The organism is Blattabacterium sp. (Cryptocercus punctulatus) str. Cpu (assembly GCF_000236405.1).
Classification (GTDB): Bacteria; Bacteroidota; Bacteroidia; order Flavobacteriales; family Blattabacteriaceae; genus Blattabacterium; species Blattabacterium punctulatus.
Window position 1 is genome coordinate 1 of the sequence record NC_016621.1, and the last position, 18,969, is coordinate 18,969.

The 18,969-nt window shown below is 24.2% G+C and carries 14 protein-coding genes and 1 other RNA gene; 10 read left to right on the plus strand and 5 right to left on the minus strand.

What is annotated here, in order from left to right:
• From BLBCPU_RS00010 to rodA, 5 genes are read left to right on the plus strand one after another with little or no spacing between them, the layout of a single operon-like run.
• A complete protein-coding gene (locus BLBCPU_RS00010) occupies positions 1-1,038 on the plus strand; it encodes a rod shape-determining protein (RefSeq protein ID WP_014245961.1) in 1,038 nt (345 codons plus the stop codon).
• Between the two features lie 19 nt (positions 1,039-1,057).
• On the plus strand, positions 1,058-1,885 hold the full coding sequence (mreC, locus tag BLBCPU_RS00015) for a rod shape-determining protein MreC (protein WP_014245962.1): 828 nt from the start codon (positions 1,058-1,060) through the stop codon (positions 1,883-1,885).
• Positions 1,882-2,397, plus strand: coding sequence for a hypothetical protein (locus BLBCPU_RS00020; protein ID WP_014245963.1), 516 nt, complete (start codon positions 1,882-1,884; stop codon positions 2,395-2,397). The genes mreC and BLBCPU_RS00020 overlap by 4 nt, the downstream gene beginning before the upstream one ends.
• Positions 2,394-4,298 (plus strand): penicillin-binding protein 2, encoded by a 1,905-nt coding sequence (mrdA, locus tag BLBCPU_RS00025; RefSeq protein ID WP_014245964.1) that lies wholly within the window; start codon positions 2,394-2,396, stop codon positions 4,296-4,298. Before BLBCPU_RS00020 ends, mrdA begins: the two co-directional genes overlap by 4 nt.
• Entirely contained in the window at positions 4,282-5,520 is a 1,239-nt protein-coding gene (gene rodA / locus BLBCPU_RS00030; protein ID WP_014245965.1) for a rod shape-determining protein RodA, read from the plus strand. Before mrdA ends, rodA begins: the two co-directional genes overlap by 17 nt.
• 20 nt (positions 5,521-5,540) lie before the next feature.
• Here rodA and BLBCPU_RS00035 read toward each other — a convergent pair whose 3' ends face one another.
• Positions 5,541-6,392: a YitT family protein gene (locus BLBCPU_RS00035; RefSeq protein WP_014245966.1), complete on the minus strand. Its 852-nt coding sequence runs from the start codon at positions 6,390-6,392 to the stop codon at positions 5,541-5,543.
• Between the two features lie 37 nt (positions 6,393-6,429).
• Between BLBCPU_RS00035 and ssrA the strand changes: the two genes are divergently transcribed.
• Both ssrA and lnt read left to right on the plus strand, forming a co-directional pair.
• Positions 6,430-6,828: a transfer-messenger RNA gene (ssrA, locus tag BLBCPU_RS02960) on the plus strand.
• Between the two features lie 24 nt (positions 6,829-6,852).
• On the plus strand, positions 6,853-8,529 hold the full coding sequence (gene lnt, locus BLBCPU_RS00040; protein WP_014245967.1) for an apolipoprotein N-acyltransferase: 1,677 nt from the start codon (positions 6,853-6,855) through the stop codon (positions 8,527-8,529).
• Between the two features lie 4 nt (positions 8,530-8,533).
• Here the strand turns inward: lnt and BLBCPU_RS00045 are convergent, their stop codons facing one another.
• Positions 8,534-10,081, minus strand: coding sequence for a bifunctional ADP-dependent NAD(P)H-hydrate dehydratase/NAD(P)H-hydrate epimerase (locus BLBCPU_RS00045; RefSeq protein ID WP_014245968.1), 1,548 nt, complete (start codon positions 10,079-10,081; stop codon positions 8,534-8,536).
• A 70-nt stretch (positions 10,082-10,151) separates the two neighbouring features.
• Here BLBCPU_RS00045 and BLBCPU_RS00050 point away from each other — a divergent pair, with 70 nt between their 5' ends.
• Positions 10,152-11,357 (plus strand): dihydrolipoamide acetyltransferase family protein, encoded by a 1,206-nt coding sequence (locus tag BLBCPU_RS00050; protein WP_014245969.1) that lies wholly within the window; start codon positions 10,152-10,154, stop codon positions 11,355-11,357.
• Positions 11,354-11,845, plus strand: a complete 492-nt coding sequence (locus BLBCPU_RS00055; protein WP_014245970.1) for an inorganic diphosphatase — start codon at positions 11,354-11,356, stop codon at positions 11,843-11,845. Before BLBCPU_RS00050 ends, BLBCPU_RS00055 begins: the two co-directional genes overlap by 4 nt.
• 11 nt (positions 11,846-11,856) lie before the next feature.
• Here the strand turns inward: BLBCPU_RS00055 and aspS are convergent, their stop codons facing one another.
• Genes aspS through nusA form a run of 3 tightly spaced genes read right to left on the minus strand, consistent with a single transcriptional unit; the run spans position 11,857 to position 17,526 of the window.
• Positions 11,857-13,584: an aspartate--tRNA ligase gene (gene aspS, locus BLBCPU_RS00060; protein ID WP_014245971.1), complete on the minus strand. Its 1,728-nt coding sequence runs from the start codon at positions 13,582-13,584 to the stop codon at positions 11,857-11,859.
• Between the two features lies 1 nt (position 13,585).
• The gene (gene infB / locus BLBCPU_RS00065) at positions 13,586-16,228 is read right to left on the minus strand and encodes a translation initiation factor IF-2 (protein WP_014245972.1); all 2,643 of its coding nucleotides are present in this window, start codon (positions 16,226-16,228) and stop codon (positions 13,586-13,588) included.
• A gap of 41 nt (positions 16,229-16,269) precedes the next feature.
• Positions 16,270-17,526, minus strand: a complete 1,257-nt coding sequence (gene nusA, locus BLBCPU_RS00070; RefSeq protein WP_014245973.1) for a transcription termination factor NusA — start codon at positions 17,524-17,526, stop codon at positions 16,270-16,272.
• A gap of 182 nt (positions 17,527-17,708) precedes the next feature.
• Between nusA and BLBCPU_RS00075 the strand changes: the two genes are divergently transcribed.
• Positions 17,709-18,965 carry a mechanosensitive ion channel family protein gene (locus BLBCPU_RS00075; RefSeq protein ID WP_014245974.1) on the plus strand — a complete coding sequence of 419 codons (1,257 nt, stop codon included), beginning with the start codon at positions 17,709-17,711 and terminating at the stop codon, positions 18,963-18,965.
• The last annotated feature ends 4 nt before the right edge of the window (positions 18,966-18,969 follow it).

The window sequence follows — 18,969 nt, forward strand, 5'->3', positions numbered from 1 at the left end:
ATGGGTTTAGTTGATTTTATCAATAATTTATTTAATCAAGAAATTGCTATAGATCTAGGTACCGCAAATACTCTTATCATGCATAACAATAAGGTTATTGTAGATTTACCTTCAATAATTGCTATAGATGTTAGAACTAAAAAAGTATTAGCTGTAGGAGAAGAAGCAAAAAAAATGCAAGGAAAAACACATGATAATATTAAAATATATAAACCATTAAAAGATGGAGTTATTGCAGATTATCAAGTTGCAGAACTTATGATAAGAGAATTCATAAAAAAAGTTCCTGGTATCAATAAAAAATTTTTTACTCCATCATTAACTATGGTTATTTGTATACCATCCGGAATAACAGAAGTAGAAAAAAGAGCCGTAAAAGATTCTGCCCAACATCTTAATGCAAAAGAAGTATATTTAATTGAGGAACCCATGGCAGCCGCAATTGGTTCTGGAATATCGGTAACTAAAGCTGAAGGTAATATGATTATTGATATTGGTGGTGGAACTACAGAATGTGGAGTAATAGCTTTAGGTGGAATTGTTTGTCAAAAATCTATTAAAATTGCTGGAGATGTTTTCACTAATGATATAGCTTATTTTCTTAGAACTAAATATAATTTATATATTGGAGAAAGAACGGCAGAAAAAATTAAAATAGACATTGGAGCAGCCGCAGAATCTATTGATAATCCCCCAGAAAATATTCGTATACAAGGAAGAGATTTACCTACAGGAAAACCTAAAGAAATGAATCTTTCTTATAAAGAAACTATTCCTGCTCTTGATAAATCTATTTTACGTATTGAAGATGCAGTTATGGAGACTCTTTCTAGTACTCCACCAGAACTTGCTGCAGATATTTATAACACGGGGATATATATGGCTGGTGGGGGGTCTCTTTTAAGAGGTTTAGATAAAAGAATCTCTAAAAAAACTGGACTTTCTGTTTCTTTAGTAGAAGATCCTTTGAGAGCAGTAGTAAAAGGAACAGGGGTAGCTTTGAAAAATATTGATAAATTTACATTTTTAATGAAATAATGAAATCTAGAATATTATTATGCGTGATTTTTTTTTAAAATGGCGTTTTTTTATTTTATTTATTTTATTAGAATCTACAGCACTTTTTCTCTCTTTTTCAAAAAATAATTTTCATCAAAATATTGATACTGGTTCTTCTAATTTTATTATTGGAAATATTTATAAATCTATTTATAGATTACGTCGTTATTTTTTTTTAGATATTGAGAATGAAAAACTTATAAATGAAAATGCAAAATTACGTCATTTTATTATATCCTCGAAAATAAAAAAAATTACTAAAGATTTTAAAAAAAAAAATATCGATTATTTACAACAATATATTTATACACCTGTAAAAATTATAAATAATAGTATATATGAACAGGAGAATTATATAACTATTAATAAAGGAAGTTTAGATGGAATTAAAACAGATATGGGGATAATATTATCTTATGGAATAGCTGGAATAATTATAAAAACTTCACCACATTTCAGTATAGCTATTTCACTTTTGAATCCAAAAATTAAAGTTAATGCTAGATTAAAAAAAAATAAATATTTTGGAACGGTAAGTTGGGATGGGCTGGACCATGAATATATTGTTTTATATGATATTCCTAGGCATTCTATTTTTTATAAAGGAGAAATAGTAGAAACAGATGGAAAATCTTCAACTTTTCCTGAAGGAATACCGATTGGGAGAGTTACTTGTTATAAATTTGATGAAAAATATGCAAATTATGTAATAAAAGTAAAACTTTTTGAAAATTTTTCTACTCTAGAAAATGCTTATGTTGTGAAAAATTTATTCAAAAAAGAATGGAATAATATTCAACTTTATAAAGTTGAACATGAACAATGAATTTTATTTTTATTAGAATATTTTTCATATATGTTTTTTATATTTTTTTTCTTTGTTTAATTCAAATATCAATATTGAATCCTATATTTTTTGGATGGTATACTTATATTTATATACTTTTTATATTAACATATCCATATCATGGAAATAAATCTATATTTTTGTGTTTATCTTTTATAATTGGATGGATTATAGATAATTGTATGAACACTGGTGGGAATCATGCTTTTTCTACTACTTTTTCTGCTTTTTTTAGATTAAAATTACTTCAATTTTTTGACGGAAAAAATTTTCTAACAAGAAGTGATTTTTCGATTTATGAATTACCATTTATTCGAAAAATACTTTATATATTTTCATTAGTTTTGGCTCATCATTTTTCATTATTTATATTAGAAGTATTTAAAATTTCTTTTTTTAATAAAATTATTTTATTGAAAACTATATTTAGCAGTATTTTTACTACAATTTTATGTATGGTATATTTTTTTTTTAGAAAAATTAAAAATTGAAAAAATTACATATATTTTATATTTTATTAAGTTCTATAGGTTTAATTTTTATAATTAGATTATTTTATCTACAAATATATACTGAAAAGTATATTTTAAATGCATTTAATACATCTATTAAACAAGAAATTATTATTCCTGAAAGGGGCTCTATTTTTGATAGAAATAATAATTTATTAGTATTTAATAAGTCTATTTATGAATTAATAGTAGTCCCCATGTTAATAGATGAAAATTTTAATATCATAGAATTCTGTAATCTTCTAGGAATAAAAAAAGATACTTTTCATAAAAATTTAAATAAAGCAAAAGCTTATTCTAAATATTTACCTTCTGTTTTTATTCCTTTTATTTCAAAGGAAAAATTTGCTACTATACAAGAAAAACTTTATAAATATAAAGGATTTGATTGGACTAAACGTTCTCTTAGAGATTATAAAGTAGAAAGTTCGGCAAATATTTTAGGATATATAGGCGAGGTAAATCAAAAAAATATTAAAAAAGAATCGAATTATTATCAAATGGGAGATTTTATAGGATGGGCTGGAGTAGAAAAATCTTATGAAAAAATATTAAGAGGAAAAAAAGGAATAAAATATTGGATTAAAGATAGAAATGGATGTATTATAGAAAGTTATAATAATAAAAAAAATAATGTAAAATCTATTAGTGGAAATGATATTTCTTTAACTATCGATTGGAATCTACAAAAATATGCAGAACAATTAATGTATCAAAAAAAAGGTGGAATAGTAGCTATTAATCCTAAAAATGGAGAAATATTATCTTTAGTATCCAGTCCAATTAATAATCCTAATTTATTCGTAGGGATACATCGTTCTAAAGAATTTAAAAGATTAATTAAAAATACAATAGATTATCCATTATTTGATAGAACGACACAAGCACGTTATCCTCCCGCATCACCATTTAAATTGTTAACAGAATTAGCAGGTCTTCAAATGGGTGTAGTAAATACAAAAACCCATTTTATATGCTATAATGGATTTAAGTTTGGAAAAAAAAGAATTCATTGTCATTCTGGATATCATAGATTTCCAATAGGGATAGAAACTGCTGTTGCTGTATCTTGTAACAATTACTTTGCACAAGTTTATAAACGTGTAATTGAAAAATATCCAAAAAATATAACGAAAAGTGTTAATGAATGGTGTGAAATTATTAAAAGTTTTGGATTTGGAAATTATTTGTATAATGATTTAGCTACTGGAGAAAAAGGAATGATCCCATCTGGAGATTATTACAATAAAAAATATGGATATTCCAAATGGAATGCTCTTACTATTATTTCAAATAGTATTGGACAAGGAGAAATTAATGTAACTCCTATTCAATTAGCTAATATGGTTTGTGCTATAGCAAATAAAGGTTTTTTTTATACTCCACATATTGTAAAATATATTAATAATCAACCTATTTCTAATTTAAACTATACTTTTGCTAAATATACTAAAGTAAAAAGTAAGTATTTTGATTACATTATTCATGGTATGGAAAAAGTTTTTGCAATTGGAACTGGAAAAAGTTTTAAATCTTCAGATATTAGAATGGCTGGAAAAACAGGTACTGCACAAAATTTTATTAAAATTAATCATAATACTATTACTCTTCCTGATCACTCTGTTTTTATTTTATTTGCTCCAGTAGAAAATCCTAAAATAGCTATTTCAGTTATAATAGAAAATGGTGGATTTGGATCTCGTTGGGCAGGCCCTATAGCTAGTCTTATTGCAGAAAAATATATTAATAATAATGTATATAGAAAAAATCTTGAGAAAAAAATAATGAATTCAGGGTTAAAAATAGTATACGATTCTATAGCAAAGATGAAAGGTTATAATAAAAAAAATACAAAATATTCTATTGATAAAAAGAAATAAAACATTATTAGTAAATATTGATTGGTGGATTGTAATAATTTATATTTTTATGATTTTTTTTGGATATATGAACCTATGTTCTGTTTCTTATGAAAAAGCGGAAAAACAATTGATATGGATTATATTTAGTTTTATTTTCATATTTATAGTTTTTTTATTTAAACCAATACATTATAAATATTTTTCTCCATTATTTTTTTTATTTACGTTATTTCTTTTGATCGGCGTATTTTTTTTTGGTAAAAATATAAATGGATCAAAATCTTGGTATGTTTTTGGTCCTATTAGTTTTCAACCTTCTGAATTATCTAAAATTTCGACTTCTTTGATGATAGCTCGTATTATGAGTCAAGAAAATATTCAAAAAAATAAAAATACATTATTATATATATTTATAATAGTAATATTACCTACATTATTCATATTTTTTCAACCTGATCCAGGTACTTCTATAGTTTTTTCTTCATTTATTCTAACTTTATATAGAGAAGGATTATCTGTAATTTTTATATTTTATCTATTATTTTTAGTTTTTTTATTCGTACTTTCGTTAAACATTTCACCTTGTATCCTTGTATTCTTTCTTTTTTTTATTTTTATACTGATTCTTTTTTTAAAAAAAAAAACCATAAATGATTTATTATTTTCTATTTTTTTCTTTATAATTTTTTCTACTTTTGTTTTTGTATCTCCATTTTTTTATAAAAAATTATTGAAAAAACATCATAGAGATAGAATAAATATCCTATTTAAAAACGAATTTGATAAAAAATATAGAGAAAATATAGGATATAATCTTTTATATTCCAAAACTGCTATTGGATCTGGAAAATTTTTTGGAAAAGGATATCAAAAAGGGACCATTACAAAAGGAAAATTTGTTCCTGAACAACATACAGATTATATTTTTTGTACTGTAGGAGAAGAATGGGGATTCATAGGAAGTTTTATTATAATTATATTTTATTTATGGTTTATTAGTCGGATTTATTTTTTATCTGAAAGGCAAAAAGATATTTTTGGAAGAATTTTTGGATATTCTGTAGGAAATATTTTTTTTATCCATATTATCCTAAATTTAGGAATGGTTATGGGTTTATTTCCAACAATAGGAATCGTTTTCCCATTTTTTAGTTATGGAGGATCTTCTATTTGGTCTTTTACTGTTTTACTATTTATTTTTATTCGATTAGATTCTTCAGATCAAACTAATTTAATCTGAAATATAATATGAAATACATATTAATGAAAAGGTCTTTTTTTTACCATACCACCTTGCGTATTTTTAATATTTTGTGTAATAATAAAAGCTTTAGAATCTATTTTTTCTATTTCTATTTTAAGTTTATTTATTTCTAAACGAGTGACTATTGTATATATAATATTCAATTTTTTCATATTATATCCACTTTTTCCATTATAAATGGTTACTCCAAATCCTAGTTTTTTAATCATCTGATGTATTTTTTTTGATTTATCAGTTATAATAGTAACACTGGTATATTCTTCTATTCCATCTATAATAAAATCAATAGTTTTAGCTGCTACTAAATAACTTAATATTGAATAAAAAGCGGATTCTATTGATAGATAAAAAGAAGATATTAAAAAAATGGAAATATTAATTAATATGATAATATCACTTACAGAAAAATAACTTATTTTTCTACTTACATAAATAGCGAATACTTCAGTGCCATCTAAAACTCCACCGCCCCTAATAGTTAATCCTATTCCTGAACCTATAAAAAATCCTCCAAAAATAGAAGCTAACATTTTATCTTTTGTTAAAATTGGAAAATTAATAGTTATTAAAACTAATGATAATAAAAACATAGAAATCAAAGTTTTTATAGCAAAATCATGTCCTATATGTTTATATCCTAAAATAATAAAAGGAAAATTTAAAAAAATTAATAAAAATTGTAATTTTAATGGAGTTAGCATATTTAACAGTAAAGAAATACCCATTATTCCTCCATCTATAAAAGAATTTGGAATAAGAAAACTTTCTAATCCAAAAGCAACACTATTTATCCCTAAAAAAATTTGTAGTATATATTTAAGATTTTTCAAAAAATTTGTATATTTCATTAGAATTTTTTTTTTGATTAAAATTATTAAATAAATAGGGGCTGATTTTGGAATAGACAGCAAGATTATTTATGAAGGATAGCATACCGTGTCACGTAAGGTATTACACGTAAATAAAAGCGTTACAAATATATAAATGGCGAAAAACAATACGCTTTTGCTGCTTAATGAAATATCATTATAGCTTAATCTGTAAGATACAGAAGTAAAATATCTCTCAGTAATTTTTCTTATAGTTTCTGATATAGAGGTACTCAAAATATAAGGATTAGAAAATGGATGATTCTAAAGTTTTCTAATTATAATTTTGGAATCTAGGATTTTATTTTGGATCCAAAGTCCGATTTTAATCTGAAAAAATAAGCTTTGGATAAGTATGTAGAATTCCTTTATAATATTTGTTTGGACACGGGTTCGAATCCCGTCAGCTCCACTTTTTATACAAAAATTTATTTTTAAATTGCATTATAAATTATTTTTTTTCTATAGTATACTTTCTGGAATTTTATTGGGATTAGGATGGCCTACTAATGGGAATCCCTTATTTTTATTCATAGCTTTTATTCCTTTATTATATATAGAAGAAAGTTTGAGTAATTCTTTTTTCTATTCCAAAAAAATTATCTTTTTAATTTTTATATTTTCTTTTCTTAGTTTTTTAATCTGGAATGCGATTTCTACATGGTGGTTATCTTATGCAAAAAGACCTAATGGTGATTTTGCGATAGAAGCTTATTTAATTCCTGTATTTTGTAATGCTTTTTTTATGTCAATGGTATTCATTTTTTTTTCATGGATAAAAAAAAGTGTAGACAATAAAAAGATAGGATATATATTCTTAATTTGTATATGGATATCATTTGAAAAAATGCATTTAGAATGGGAATTATCTTGGCCTTGGTTAAATTTAGGAAATGGATTTTCTAATCATATTGATTGGATACAATGGTATGAATATACGGGATCTTTAGGGGGTAGCATTTGGATATGGAGTGTTAATATAGGATTAATGAATTCTATTATAGAATATCAAACAAATAATAATCAACTAAAATTATACAAAAAAATTTTTATAAATGTAGGAAAAATATTTTTACTAATTTTTATTTCAAACTATATATATTTGAAATATGAAGAAAAAAATGATGGATCTGTAGAAGTATTCATTTTACAACCTAATATTGATCCATATTATCAGAAGTATAAAATTTCTACGGATAAATTAATTTTTCGATTGAAAAAATTAATGGATAAAAAAATATCTTTTAAAAAAAAAACATTTATTATAGCTCCAGAAACAGTTTTACCTGGAAAAGGTAAAAAAATTTCTATGGAAAATATCGAAAAAGATAGAACTATTTCAATATTTAGAAATTATCTCAGTAGATTTTATCCAAAAACCGTATTTATTACAGGAGTAGAATTATATGCTTTATATCATAAATGGAATAGAAGTAAAACTTCTACTCCCATTTTTTTGGAATATGAAAATAATATACGATGGTTGGATTTATTTAATTCTATAATTCAAATTGGGGGATCTGAAAATACAAAAATTCATCATAAATCAAAACTAGTACCAGCTGTAGAAACTTTTCCTTATAAAAAAATTCTTTGCCCTATATTAGGGGATATTTTACTTAATTTTGGAGGAAGTATAATGGAACATGGAAAATCAAAAGATCCTTTTTCCGATATATTTATACATCCTAATTTTGGAATTAAAGTAGTTCCTATCATTTGCTATGAATCTATTTTTGGAGAATACGTATCTAAATTTATTAAAAAAAATAATGCGGATTTTATAGTAATAATAACTAATGATGGATGGTGGGGTAGATCACAAGGATACAAACAACACCTTTATTATGCTCGTCTTAGAGCAATTGAAAATAGAAAGTATATAGCTAGATCTTCCAACACAGGAGTATCTTGTTTTATTAATGAAAAAGGAGAAATAATTTCTTCTATTCCTTATGGAAAAAAGGGAATATTATCCGATAAAGTTATCATTAATAGAAGGATGACCTTTTATACAAAAAATGGAGATTATCTTGCTAAGATAAGTTTATTAACAGTAATAATAATTTTCATTTATACAACAATATTTCGTTTTTATATAAAAAATAAGATTTGAATATTTATTTTTTTTTATACATTTTTATTTTTTGATAAGATTTTCCTATATAATTTATGATATCTTCCGCTATTATAGATTCTTCATTTTTTTCTATTGAAGCTATATCTCCTGCTAACCCATGTAAGTATACCCCCATAATACAAGATTGTTTGGGTGTATATCCTTGAGCTAATAAACCCGTAATCATTCCACTTAATACATCTCCACTTCCTGCGGTAGCCATTCCTGGATTTCCAGTGCTATTAAAATAAAGATTTCCATTAGGAGTTGAAATAACTGTATGTGCTCCTTTTAATACAATGTAAATTTTATATTTTTTAGAAAATTTTTTTAATAATTTTAATTTTTGATAATCATTTTTCCATGGACCACATAATCTTCTAAATTCTTTTGTATGTGGAGTAAAAATAGTTTTTTCTGGTATAAAATTTATTATTTTGAATCGATTGGCTAATATATTTATGGCATCAGCATCTATGACCATAGGTATTTTATTTTTTTTATTTTTTAAAAAAAAAGATTCTAATGCATATGCAGTTATAGTTTTTTTTCCCATACCCATTCCTATACCTATCGCATTTACATGAATATTAATAGGTATATTACTTATAAATTTATCTTCGGAATCTGTATTTATAATAGCTTCTGGTATGAGAATTTGTAAAATTTGATATCCACAACGTGGTACATATATACTCAATTTTCCAATACCAATTCGAAAACTTGCTTTTGAAGAAAGAGCCATAGATCCAATCATTCCATGATATCCTCCAATAAGTAGTCCATGACCATAGGTACCTTTATGAGAAAATTTTTTTCTTTTTTTATATATGGATTTAATAAAAATATCATCGATATAAAAATTTTTTACATACATTTCATTTGTATATGATTTTTTATATCCAATATTCAATAAATGCCATTTTCCAATATAGTTAGCATAATCTGATAAAAAAAAAGGTAATTTAGGACTTTTAAAAGTTAATGTATGAGTAGCTTTTATAATTCCTTCAAAATTATTTTGATTTTTTTCCATAAAAAGGCCTGATGGAATATCTATAGAAATAACGGATATAAATTTATTTTCATTAATATAATTAAAAAAAGATTTCCAATATTTTTTTATAGGTCTATTCAATCCAATTCCAAAAATTGCATCAATAAGTAGACTATCTTTATTATCTAAAAAAATAGGAAATTCTTCTCCCTCATGAATAGTTTTCAATTTTATTCCTCCATATTTTAGTATTTTATTTTTATTAATGATAAATTCTGGAGAAAAATGATTAGAAATATTAAGAATATATATAGTTATTACCGTACTATTCCCATATTGTTTAGATAACATTCTTGCTAAGGAAAGTCCATCTCCACCATTTTTTCCATTTCCTGCTAATAGTATAACTTTTTGAATATTATGATAATTATGAATAATCCAATTTAAACAACTTTTTGCAGATCTTTCTATTAATTCTATAGAAGAAATATCTTCGTTATCAATACAATATTGATCTATTTTTTTAATTTGATTTAACGAAAGAATTTTCATTTTTTGAAATGAATTTATTATTTTTGATTAAACAAAAATAAAAATAATATATATAAAACGATAAATTTAGATGTCCGAGTATAATTTAATTCTTCCATCCATGGGTGAAAGTATAGCTGAGGCTACTATTATTCGTTGGTTAAAAAAAGAAGGAGATTATATAAAAAAAGAAGATTTATTAGTAGAAATTTCTACGGATAAAGTAGATTCGGAAATTACTTCTCCAGTAAATGGAATACTGAAAAAAAAATTATTTTCTACAAATGAAGTAGCTAAAGTAGGAAGTTCTATAGCTATTTTAGAAATAGAAGATAAAGAAATTTATCTAGAAAATAAAAAACGATTTTATTCCCCTTTTGTACGTACCATTGCTAAACAAGAAGGGATTAATTTTGATGAATTAGAATTTATAGAAGGTACTGGAAAAAATGGAATAATTAATAAAAATGATATTATAAAATATATTAAAAATAAAAAAGAAAAAAAAATAGTTAGGAAAAATGATACTATTTTATCTCCTACTTATTGTATCATAAATAATAATCAGCAGAATAACGAAGATGAAAACGAAACTATAGTAGAAATGGATAGAATTCGTAAAATAACTTCATCTCATATGGTTACTAGTAAAAAAATATCTGCTCATGTAACATCTTTTGTTGAAGCTGATGTTACAAACATAGTCAAATGGAGAGATAAAATGAAGGATATTTTTAAGAAAAATACAGGAGAAAAATTGACTTTGATGTCTATATTTGTAGAATGTGTAGTGAAAGCTATAAAAGATTTTCCTATGATAAATATATCTGTCAATGGAACTAATATTATAAAAAAAAAAAATATTCATATAGGATTAGCTATAGCATTACCTAATGGTAATCTCATTGTTCCTGTGATTAAAAATGCAGATTCTTATAGTTTGGGGGGATTAATCAAAATTATCAATAATTTAATAAAAAGAGCTAAATCTAATCAATTAAAACCTGAAGAAACTCAAGGAGGTACCTATACTATTAGTAATATAGGAAGTTTTGGAAATCTATTTGGAACTCCTATTATACATCAACCTCAAGTTGCTATTATGGGAATAGGATTAATACAAAAAAAATTATCTGTTATAGAAAAACCAGAAGGAGATTTTATTGGAATAAGACATAAGATTTATTTATCTCATTCTTATGATCATCGTGTAATAGATGGTATCCTCGGAGGTGGATTTGTTAAAAAAGTTGCCTTATATTTAGAAGAATATAAATGTTATACAACAATAATATGAAAATAAATTTTGATGTATTTATCGAAATTCCTAAAGGAAGTAGAAATAAATATGAGTTTGATAAAAAAAATAATTTAATTCGATTAGATCGGGTATTGTACTCTCCTATGAGTTATCCAACAGATTATGGTTTTATTCCAAAAACTCTTTCAAAAGATGGAGACCCATTAGACGTTTTAGTTTTTTTAACTGAACCAACTATTCCAGGATGTTTGATCAGAGTAAAACCAATTGGTATTTTTTTTATGACTGATGAAAATGGAGAAGATGAAAAAATTATTTCTGTTCCTATTTCAGATCCAAATTATAATATAATTAACGATATTGATGAAATTTCTTTTCATGCTAAAAAAGAAATTGAACATTTTTTTCTAGTATATAAAGATTTAGAAAATAAGAAAGTGATCATAGGTGATTGGAAAAATAAAGATATAGCAATTTCTATTTATAAAGAATCTTATTTAAGATATAAAAATCATAAAGATTAATGTATATTTTTTTATATATTCAATTCTTTTAACTTTTTTTCTTTTAAAAAAGATGGAGAATTAACCATAATATCTTTTCCAGAATTATTTTTTGGAAAAGCAATAAAATCTTTTATATTCCCTTTTCCTTCCAAAACAGATAATAATCTATCTAATCCAAATGCAATTCCTCCATGAGGAGGGGCACCATATTCAAGAGCTTTAATTAAAAAACCAAATTCAGATTTTATTTCTTTTATGGATAATCCTAAATGTTTGAAAATTAAATTTTGTATTTTTTTATCATGAATACGTATAGATCCACCACCTATTTCTACACCATTAATAATTAAATCATAGGATTTAGAACGAATATTACCTGGAAATTTTTCCAATAAATGTATATCTTCTTTTTTTGGACTAGTAAAAGGATGATGAAAAGACCTATATCTTTGGAATTTTTCATTCCATTCTAAAAGAGGTAAATCTATAATCCATAAAGGTTTAAATATTTGATAATTTTTTAGAATATTTAAGCAATTTGATATATCTATACGTAATTTATTAAGTTTTATTTTTGTTTGTATTTTTTTTTCAAAAAAAATAAATAATAAATCACCAGGATTAGAATCTATATTATTTATAATTTTCACTAAATTTTCTCTAGTAAATAATTTTTTTTTTGAATAAAAAAATGTTTTATCAGGAAAAAATTTTACCCAAAAAATTTCTTTATCTTCTATTTTGGATTGTTTAATCGATTTGATTATTGAATGAATTTGATCATATGTATAATGACTGCATTTTAGTACGTTAATTACTATTATAAATTTTTTTTTTTGAAAATATTCAAATTCATTTTTTTGAATAAAATTATTTATATCTAAAATTTTTATTATAAAACGGAGGTCCGGGGTTTCAGTTCCATATTTTGTCATTGCGTCAGAATAAGTAATACAAGTAAAAGGTTCTAATTGAATATTTTTTATTTTTTTGAATATATATTTAATAAAATATTCAAAAAAAAGAAGAATTTCATTAACCTCTACAAAGGACATTTCACAATCTATTTGTGTAAATTCAATTTGACGATCAGAACGAGAATCTTCATCTCGAAAACATTTTACAATTTGAAAATATTTATCTATTCCTCCTATCATCAATAATTGTTTAAATAGTTGAGGAGATTGAGGTAAAGAATAAAATTTACCGGAATGAATTCTAGAAGGAACTACAAAACTTCTAGCTCCTTCTGGAGTATGGTTTATCAATAAAGGAGTTTCTATCTCTATAAATCCATTTTTAGAAAGAAAATTTCGTATTTCTATAGATATCTTATGACGAAGTATCAAATTATTTTTTATAGGATTTCTTCGGATGTCAAGATATCTATATTTCATACGACATTCTTCATCTCCATCTGTTTTATCTTCTATAATAAAAGGTGGGAGAATAGATGGATTCAATATTTCTAATTTAGAAACTAAAATTTCTATTTCTCCTGTAGATATATTGTAATTTTTAGATTTTTTTTTTACTACTTTTCCATTAACTTTAATGAGAAATTCTTTTCCTAAATCAAAGTGATTTTGTATTAAATTTTTTGAAAAAACAAGTTGTATTATTCCAAAATAATCTCTAATATCTATAAAAATTAAGGATCCTAAATTTCTTATTTTTTGAATCCAACCAGATAAAACAACTTTTTTACCAATATCTTTTTTACATAATTCTCCGCAATTATGTGTTCGGTAAAGCATATTAACTTTTTTTATTATTAGTAGTAGATAATTCTTCATAAACCTCAACGATATCTCCATGTCTAATATTATGATAATCTTTGATTCCTAAACCACATTCATATCCTTTAGATACTTCTTTAACATCTTCTTTAAAACGTTTTAAAGAAGTCAATTCCCCATTTTGGAATATAACTATTCCATCTCTAATTAATCTTACTTTTCCTTGACGTAATAATTTTCCTTCTATTACCATGCATCCAGCTATATTACCAGTTTTTGAAATTTTAAAAATTTCTCTTATCTCTGCATTTCCTAATATTTTTTCTCTTATTTCAGGAGATAACATTCCATCCATAGCTTCTTGAAGATCATTAATAATATTGTATATAATTGAATAAGTACGTATTTCTATATCTTCTTTTTTTGCTATATTTTTAGATCCATTATTTGGACGAACATTAAATCCTATTATAACGGCATCTGAAGCACTCGCCAATAATACATCGGATTCTGTAATTTGTCCTACTCCTTTATAGATAATATTAACCATAATGGTATTTGTAGATAATTTTTGTAATGCATCCGAAATAGCTTCTACAGAGCCATCTACATCACCTTTAAGAATTATTTTTAATTCTTTAAAATCCCCTAAGGCAATCCTTCTTCCTATTTCATCTAATGTTAGATGTTTTTGAGATCGTATATTTTGTTCTCTTTGTAATTGCTCTTTTCTTGAAGCTAATTGTTTAGCTAGTTTTTCATCTTTAAAAACTTTAAATTTATCCCCAGCAGTAGGTGCCCCATTTAATCCTAATATAGTAATGGGTTTGGAAGGTCCTGCTGAATGAATAGATTTTCCACGTTCATCTAAAATATTTTTTACTTTTCCATGATTAATTCCTGCTAATACATAATCTCCTATTTTTAATGTTCCACCTTGCAAAAGAATGGTAGTAATATAGCCTCTACCTTTATCTAAAGAAGCTTCTATAACTGTACCTACAGCAGGTTTATTTGGATTTGATTTTAAATCTAATAATTCTGATAATAAAAGTACTTTTTCCAATAATTTATCCACTCCAGTTCCTAATTTTGCGGATATTTCTTGAGACGGATATTTTCCTCCCCATTCTTCTACTAAGAAATTTAAATTAGCTAATTGTTCTCGAATTTTATCAGATTTTGCATTTGGTTTATCCATTTTATTGAATACAAATATCATAGGAACATTAGCTGCTTGGGCATGACTAATAGCTTCTTTTGTTTGAGGCATGACTTGATCATCTACTGCAATAACTATAATCGCAATATCTGTAATTTGTGCTCCTCTTGCACGCATAGCTGTAAATGCTTCATGACCTGGAGTATCTAAAAAAGTTATACTTTGATTATTAGCACATTCTACACTATAAGCTGCTATATGTTGAGTAATTCCACCAGCTTCACCTGCAATTACATTAGTATTTCTAATATGATCCAATAAAGAGGTTTTTCCATGATCTACATGCCCCATTACAGTAATAATAGGAGGTCTATTTTGTAGATTTTCTTCTAAATCTTTATCATCTTGAATCATTTCTTCTAAATCTAATCCTACAAATTCTACATTATATCCAAATTCATCTGTCACTAGTGTTATTATTTCTGCATCTAATCGTTGATTCATAGTAACCATAATTCCTAAAGACATACAAGAAATAATTACATCTGTTGCATTTACATTCATCATAGATGATAATTCATTTACAGTTGTAAATTCAGCTATTTTGAGTGTTTTTTCTTGTTTTTTATTTTCTATTTCATTTTGAAGAATTCTTTTTTCTTTTTTGTATTGACGTTTTTCTTTTCTAATTTTTGAAGCTTTTGATTTTATCCCTTTTGAAGAAATTTTTTCTAAAGTTTCTTTAATTTGTTTTTCAATTTGATCTTTTGTAATTCCAGATTTTTGTGAATTTTTTTTATTTTTTGATTTTTCAATTTTTTTATAAGAAGAATGGGTAAAATAAATTTTTTTTTCTTTTTCCTGTTTTTTCTTTACAGGAATATTTTTCATATCTTCAACAAAAATTTCTTTTTTAATTCTTTTTCGTTTTTTTTTAATTTTATCTTCTAGTCTTATTCGTTTTTTTTCAAATTGAGATAAATCAATCCTATCTCCTGTTAACATAACTCCATCTAATTTTTGATAGATTGTATCTATATGTTCAGGTTTTTTATCTTTATTATGAATGGATTTAAAAGAATCAGGTTTTTTATTTATTTCTCTAATTTTATTATTAAAATCCTTTTTTTTTTCTGTAAAAAATTCTTTTTTTCCATGTTTTTTTTCTAGTGTATCTATATTTATTTTTCCTATTTTTTTAAAAACAATTAAATTTTCTGATTTTGCACGAATGATTTTAGGAGAATATTTTGATTTTAATAATTCTTTTTTTATTTTCTCTTTTTCTATTTGTTTTTGCAAAAAAACTTTTTCAGAAGCATCTCGTATTTCTTTATAAGTTTTAAATTCTCGTACAATAAATTTGTATATTTTTTCTTCTATTTTTGCATTAGGATTATTTTCTATTTTAATTCCTTTTTTTTTCAAAAAATTAACGACTCTTTTTAAGGAAATATTAAATTTAGTCAATACGTTTTTTAATCTGATTTTATCAGTCATAATAATAAAAATAAAGATAAAAATTATTTATCTATAAAAAATTAGATATTTATATTATTTAATTCCTCTTCAAATTCTTTTTTTAAAATAAAAATTACTTTTTTGATAATTTTTTCTTCAAGATTAGTTCTTTTACTGAGATCGTTATTTCTATAATTTAAAATAGATTTTGCGGTATTTAAACCAACTTGATGAAATTTTTCAATAACTTTTGGTTCTATTTCATCAGAAAATTCCGTTAATTCTACATCATCTTCATAAGGAAAATCTCTAAATATATGAATTTTATATCCAGTTAATTGACTGGCTAATCGGATATTTTGCCCACCTCTACCAATAGCTTTGGATATTTCTTCTAATTTTACATATACATTTACATATTGGTGATCTTCATTTACTTCCATCATGGAAATTTTAGCTGGACTTAAAGCTCTTGTTATATACAATTGTATATTGGTAGTATAATTAATAACATCTATATTTTCGTTTTTTAATTCTCTAACAATAGGATGAATTCTAGATCCTTTCATTCCTACACAAGCTCCAACCGGATCTATACGATCATCATAAGATTCTACGGAAACTTTCGCTTTTTCTCCTGGAATACGTGCTACTTTTTTCACTGTAATTAATCCTTCAGATACTTCTGGTATTTCTAATTTAAAAAGTTCTTCTAAAAAAGCTTCGTCTTTTCTGGTCAAAATTGCCAAAGGTTTACTATCTTTCCAATCTACTTTTTTTACCAATACTTTAACAGGATCCCCTTTACGAAAAAAATCATTTGGAATTTGTTCTTGTTTAGGTAGAACCATTTCATTTTGTTCATCATCTTTCATTATAATTTGTTTAGGTAAAATATGATATACTTCTACATTAATAATTTCTCCTATTTTATTTTTAATTTTTTTATAGGTGTTAGTATTATCATATTCATTTACTTTTGAAAGTAAATTTTGTCTTAGAGATAAAATAGCTCTCCTCCCTATAGATTTCAATTCTACTTTTTCGGTGACTTCTTCTCCAATTTCAAAATCCATTTCTATTTTACGGGCTGTAGATAATTCTATTTCTTTATTTGGATCTTTTACAGTCCCATTTTTAACTACTATACGATTTCTCCAAATTTCTAAATCTCCTTGATCTGGATTAACAATAATATCATAATTTTTAGAAGAATCATATTTTTTTTTTAATACACATCTTATAGAATCTTCTAGTATGGCCATTAAACTTACTCTATCTATGTTTTTTGCATATTTAAAATCTGAAAAAGAATCTATTAAAGCTTCATTATCCATAATTTTTAAATTTAAAACTTAAATCAAAATTTTTTATCTTTTATATTTTATAACGTAATTCAATATCTATTATATTCTTCAATATACCAAGAAAGGATAAAATTTATTGAAAATAACTTATAATACTAAAAGAAGTTAATTTGAATAATAGAGAAATTAATCTATATTTTTTAAAAATTATTATGGAAATATTAAAAATTAATATTCAATATAAATGGATTTTTTATGAATTTACTAACAATTTTTTTTTAAAAAAATGGGGTAGTATAGCTTTTATAATAATTGGTAAAATATTTTTATTTACTGGTTTATTAATTATTTTGGAATTTATTTTTAATAAAGTAGTTCGTTTTATAGGTAGGAGGATTATAATTTCTACTCACTTTGTTTGGGATAATATATTATATGAAAATAAAGTTTTTGATAGTTTAGCACATTTTTTTCCATTATCAATTGGATTTATTTTAATCAACCCAGTTTTTAAAAACTATCCTAAAATTATTCTATATATAGAAAAAATATTTGATATATTATTTGTATTGATAATTTTACAATTTTTGATTAGAGTAGTTAATTCAATTATGAGAATTTCGACTAGTGAAAATAGTCATCAAACCATTGCAGTCCGTTCTTTTTCGCAATTATTAAAAATAATATCGGTTATGTTTTGTGTTTTGATAATTATTTCTATTTTAACAAAAAATGATCTTATTACCGTTCTTACTAGTTTAGGAGCAATAACTGCTATTGTTATACTAGTTTTTAGGGATACAATTCTAGGATTTGTATCTGGAGTCCAGATGGCTTCTACTAAAATGATTAAAGTAGGAGATTGGATAGGAATACATAAATATAGTATAGAAGGAACTGTAATAGAAATAAATTTAACTTCTGCAAAAATAGAAAATTTTGATAAAACTATTACAAGTGTACCGACTTATGATCTTATATCTACTGCAGTAACTAATTTTGAGGTAATGCGTAAAAAAAATATACGTAGAATAAAAAGATCTATTTTATTTAGTATACAATCATTTCAGTTTTGTAATTCAGAAAGTTTAGAAAAATTTCAACATTTTTATTTGATAAAAAATTATATTCATAGAAAACAAAAAGAAATAGAAATTTTTAATAAAGATAAAAATATTGATCTTAATATAAATATTAATGGAAGAAAATTAACTAACATTGGAATTTTTCGTCAATATGCATTATCATATTTACATCAACACCCTAAAATATCTCAATCAGAAACTTTGATGGTTAGACATTTGAATCCTACACCTTATGGTCTTCCGATAGAATTATATTGTTTTACGAATACTTCTGAATCTGTAAAATATGAACAAATACAAGCTAGTGTTTTTGATCATTTATTAACAGCTGCTAAAGAATTTAGCTTAAAAGTAACACAAGTAACTACAAATATTTCTCCTTAATTAA

Coding starts and splice junctions, on each gene's coding strand:
- BLBCPU_RS00010 (WP_014245961.1), top strand. CDS start 1: ATGGGTTTAGTTGATTTTATCAATAATTTATTTAATCAAGAAATTGCT.
- mreC (WP_014245962.1), top strand. CDS start 1,058: ATGCGTGATTTTTTTTTAAAATGGCGTTTTTTTATTTTATTTATTTTA.
- BLBCPU_RS00020 (WP_014245963.1), top strand. CDS start 1,882: ATGAATTTTATTTTTATTAGAATATTTTTCATATATGTTTTTTATATT.
- BLBCPU_RS00035 (WP_014245966.1), bottom strand. CDS start 6,392: ATGAAATATACAAATTTTTTGAAAAATCTTAAATATATACTACAAATT.
- BLBCPU_RS00045 (WP_014245968.1), bottom strand. CDS start 10,081: ATGAAAATTCTTTCGTTAAATCAAATTAAAAAAATAGATCAATATTGT.
- BLBCPU_RS00050 (WP_014245969.1), top strand. CDS start 10,152: ATGTCCGAGTATAATTTAATTCTTCCATCCATGGGTGAAAGTATAGCT.
- BLBCPU_RS00055 (WP_014245970.1), top strand. CDS start 11,354: ATGAAAATAAATTTTGATGTATTTATCGAAATTCCTAAAGGAAGTAGA.
- aspS (WP_014245971.1), bottom strand. CDS start 13,584: ATGCTTTACCGAACACATAATTGCGGAGAATTATGTAAAAAAGATATT.
- infB (WP_014245972.1), bottom strand. CDS start 16,228: ATGACTGATAAAATCAGATTAAAAAACGTATTGACTAAATTTAATATT.
- nusA (WP_014245973.1), bottom strand. CDS start 17,526: ATGGATAATGAAGCTTTAATAGATTCTTTTTCAGATTTTAAATATGCA.
- BLBCPU_RS00075 (WP_014245974.1), top strand. CDS start 17,709: ATGGAAATATTAAAAATTAATATTCAATATAAATGGATTTTTTATGAA.